This is a genomic window from Candidatus Neptunochlamydia vexilliferae (assembly GCF_015356785.1).
Lineage (GTDB): Bacteria > Chlamydiota > Chlamydiia > Chlamydiales > Simkaniaceae > Neptunichlamydia > Neptunichlamydia vexilliferae.
Genome location: NZ_JAAEJV010000092.1, coordinates 1 through 3,989, shown reverse-complemented (window position 1 = coordinate 3,989; position 3,989 = coordinate 1). Strand labels below are relative to the sequence as shown.

At 48.8% G+C, this 3,989-nt stretch carries 3 protein-coding genes; all 3 read right to left on the bottom strand.

The window, feature by feature from the left end:
- Positions 1 to 913: 913 nt before the first annotated feature.
- Complete coding sequence (locus NEPTK9_RS09125) at positions 914 to 2,089, bottom strand: MlaD family protein (RefSeq protein ID WP_194848524.1); 1,176 nt, start codon at positions 2,087 to 2,089, stop codon at positions 914 to 916.
- Positions 2,090 to 2,270: 181 nt separating this feature from the next.
- Positions 2,271 to 3,002: an ABC transporter ATP-binding protein gene (locus tag NEPTK9_RS09120; RefSeq protein ID WP_194848523.1), complete on the bottom strand. Its 732-nt coding sequence runs from the start codon at positions 3,000 to 3,002 to the stop codon at positions 2,271 to 2,273.
- Positions 2,999 to 3,835 (bottom strand): MlaE family ABC transporter permease, encoded by an 837-nt coding sequence (locus NEPTK9_RS09115; protein ID WP_194848522.1) that lies wholly within the window; start codon positions 3,833 to 3,835, stop codon positions 2,999 to 3,001. Before NEPTK9_RS09115 ends, NEPTK9_RS09120 begins: the two co-directional genes overlap by 4 nt.
- Between the last annotated feature and the right edge of the window lie 154 nt (positions 3,836 to 3,989).

Sequence of the window (3,989 nt, the reverse complement as noted above, 5' to 3'; positions counted from 1 at the left end):
GGGGGCAAGCCCCCCGCTGCCCCCTTGAGCTTCAATCTGGCAAGCCAAATCGCCCCTTCTCGGGGGGCCGTGCAAAGCACTGTTCCACCCCTCGTGCGGGGCGATTTTGCAGAGCCATTTTGAAGCCGCGGACAGCTCACCGCATGGTTTTTCTTCGCCTTCGGCTCCGAAGCCATGTCAGTTCGCTGGAAAGGTTTTTTTTTAGAAAACCTCGCTCATCTTTTACCAAGCAGTAAGTCTCCTTTTTTCAGTTTTTTAGCCACTTACCATATTCGCTTTGGTTTGACTTTCAGCTTAACAAAAAAAAACACTGAACCTACGCGGCTTCAGAGCCGAAGGCGAAGAAAAGCTGCGTCGTGAAGTGTCCACGGCTTCAAGGGGGCAGCGGGGGGCTTGCCCCCGACGCACCTTTCATAAGACCAAAAAGTGTTACCCACGATTGAACCATGCCGAAATTTATTGCTAGGTCTTCAGGGATCTTTTCAGAAACTTGCGATTTTTTTGCCTCAAAAATAGCGCCCGACTATTTACATTCGGCAAAAAAATCGCAAGTTTCAAGAAAACCTCCTCTGAATCCCTTAGCCCTAAATTTCTCAACAGAACCTAGAGAGTGTCGTCAAATTCTAGCTGCTGTTTTAGCCCTTTCTATGGAAATCTCCAGCGTTGCCCTGCTTCAAGAGCCCACTTTGGGGCGCTCTCCATCGGGCGCCTTGGGGATCTCTCATAGAAAGAACTCTTCCATCAGAGATAATTTGACGACACTCTCTAGTAAAACGTAGCAATCTAAGTCTGCAAAGTTAACCGTTAATAAGAGCATAGTCTCCGATTTTTTTTGCAACCACAGAGAGCACAGAGAACACAGAGGGGAGTTAACTTGAAAATACACTAAACATGCTTAGGTATGTGTCTCAAATTACTGAGCCATTTCTGCATTCATGAGTTGCTCATTGTAGAGCTTCAGGTTGTCGTAGAGAGCCTGGGAGCGGAGCATCAGCTCGGCAAAATCCTTTTGGAACGCCTTCGAATCGAGCATCTCTGGGTTGTTCTCAGCTTTTTCGACAAGCATCGAGAGGCGCGACATCGAGGTGTTGATCAGGTCGACCTCTTTGTTAAAGTAATCGCGGAAGTCCCCAGGGGTATTGAGCGCATTGAGCACCGTTGCTTGTTTCAGGCGGGTCCGTTGCCACTCTTTGTTGAGGTTAAAGAGGAAGCCATAGTGGTTCACATCGTTCATCATTGTATTGAACTTGCTGAGGACTGCGGTCACGCGGAGGTAGGTATCTTTATCCATAAAGAGCTTGCCGATGGTTCCTTCACCATTGACCACTTCGTAGCTCACCTTCTTGGCATTTTTCATCGTGATGCCGAGGTTGTGGAAAAGGTCATCGGTATGCATTTGGTCGAGGGCGAAGTGGACATCTTTCATCGCAGAGGAGAAGTTGTCGACCCCTTGTTTGACGCTGTCGACGAGGTGGTTTTGGTTCACCTCAGCGAGGGTAATCGATGCTTCGGTCATCGCATCGTCGAAGGAGCGGATGGCGGCACCGAGCTCGTGTCCATTTTGGTCGATCCAGGCGACCACTTTGTTGAGGGTCTCTTCAACCCTATCGGAGAGCTGGGAAAGTTCGTTGAGGGCACTTTCAATAGGGTCAACCGACTCGGCATAGATCGGGGTCTTGGAGGTGATCAACATTGGCTTCACCCCTTTAGGAGGAGAACGGGGAATGATCGCAATCGATTTTTCTCCAAGGAGGCCCGAGGTTTGGACGGTGATCTCGTCGGTATTGTAGACCTTAACGCTCGAGTCGATGTGGAGGATGAGCTGATAGAAGTAGACCTGACCCAGCTCGTCAGTAGGTTGTTCGCGCGCATGGGGGATTTGCTTTATGGCGGTCACCTCTCCAATTGGCTTTCCGGCAAACATGACCCGCGTTCCTAGGGAGAGACCATTGACACTGGAGAAGCGGACGATGAGCTTTTCTTTTCCGTCGCCGACACTCGGCTCGAGAAAGAGGATGATCCCTATGACAAGGGCGCAGGCCACCACCACAAAAAGGCCAATGAGCATATTCTTCATGTAATCAATCATCTTCTTTTCCTTGGATCCTCTGAAATTGTTTTTCTGTGGGAGCCAAGTGCAAGACTCCTGATGGTCGCTTTTTGACCCTTTTCATGCATTTGGGCATTTGACACAAACACCCTACCCTTAAGGGGTATGTGAGTTTGTTTTAAATATCCAACTTCGCAAAAATTTTCCAAAAATTGACAGATCATGAGTGCTTCACTTGGCTCCTTAAAAAGGCAATAATGGGGTCATCGATTTCTAAAAAGGGGGCTGGTTCATCGATATAGGCGATTTGCCCTTCTTTATGAAGAGCTAAACGATCTCCAACGAAAAGGGCAGAGATAATGTCGTGGGTGACCACGATACTTGTTGCCTTCAGCTCCTCTTGGGTTTTGACGATGAGCTCATTGATCTGCATCGCCGTGATGGGGTCGAGCCCCGTCGTTGGCTCGTCATAAAGCAAATACTCGGGGCGGTAGACGATGAGGCGGGCGAGTCCTGCCCGTTTCCGCATCCCTCCTGAAAGCTCCGAGGGCATTTTCTTTTGCGTTCCCTCTAGGTCAACCATTGTAAGGGCTTCATCGACCCGATCTTGGACCTCGCTTTTCGGCAATTTTTCATGTTGGTTGAGGTAAAAGCCCGTATTTTCCTCGATACTCATCGAATCAAAGAGGGCTGCTCCTTGAAAGAGCATCCCCATGTTGCGGGTGGCGGCATACCGCTCTTCTCCCTGCAAGTCAGAGATCCGGACCCCATCCACCTCGATATGTCCCTTATCGGCATGGGAGATCCCAATGATATGTTTAAGAAGGACACTTTTTCCGACCCCTGAGCGTCCCAAGATGACGAGTGTTTCTCCCTTATTGACCTTGAGGGTGAGCCCCCTCAAAACCTGGTTTCCCTCATAGGCTTTCCAAAGATTATGGATGTCGATCATGAGAACCACCCCGTCGCATTTTGGAGCATATTCAGCCCCAAGGTGGTGAGGAAGTTGGCAAAGAGGATAAAGGTATAGCAGATGACCACACTATTTGTCGTTGCGCGTCCCACCCCTTCAGCACCTCCCGAGGTGTTGAGCCCTTTAAAGCAAGAAATGGTGACGATGATGATCCCAAAAACAAAGGCTTTAACGATCCCGATCAGGAGGTCAAAATTACTGATGTAGATCGGCATTGGATCGAAATAGGTGGTTGGCGGCATCTTAAAGTAGAAGACTGAGATCAAATACCCTCCAAAGATCCCCATAAAGATGCTAAAAACAGTCAATAGTGGCATCATAAACATCCCCGAGATGAAGCGGGGAGAAATCAAATAGCGGTGGGGGTTAACGGCCATCGACTCTAAGGCATCGATCTGTTCGGTTACCCGCATCGTCCCCAGTTCTGCGCACATCGCCGCTCCGATCCGTCCCGTCACCATAAAGGCGGTAAGGACAGGTCCCAGTTCGGTGATCATCGCTTTGCCCACCATCAGCCCCGTTGCTCCCGCAAGTCCCTTATCGCTCAGCTGGAAAAAAGACTGCGCAGCCAAAACAAGCCCTGTCGAAAACCCGGTCATTGCGACAACAGGAAGCGATAATACGCCAATGTTATAGAGCTGCTCGCGGATAAGAGCCCAGCTTGGAGGGCGCTTAACGGTTGCAACGATCACCGCCCAAATGAGCAAAATGTACTCACCTGTTGCTGTTAAAAAGTTCAGCTTCTGAATAAGAAAGCTGAAGAAGGGTTGATTCTTCTCTTCTGAAATCTTTTGCGTATCTGATACACTCATCTTAATTTCATCTTAGTCTATTGATCTTTTTTTTAATAGAAGAACAGGGCTAACGCAGCAATTCCCGGAATAAAAAATTTGAATAGCCCCCCTAACCATTTTTAAGCTACTAAAATTTCGTCCATGGAGGGACTATAAGGAAATAGCATTTCCA

Excerpts from the sequence above, each read along its gene's own strand:
- NEPTK9_RS09125 (WP_194848524.1), bottom strand. The coding sequence starts at position 2,089 with ATGATTGATTACATGAAGAATATGCTCATTGGCCTTTTTGTGGTGGTG.
- NEPTK9_RS09120 (WP_194848523.1), bottom strand. The coding sequence starts at position 3,002 with ATGATCGACATCCATAATCTTTGGAAAGCCTATGAGGGAAACCAGGTT.
- NEPTK9_RS09115 (WP_194848522.1), bottom strand. The coding sequence starts at position 3,835 with ATGAGTGTATCAGATACGCAAAAGATTTCAGAAGAGAAGAATCAACCC.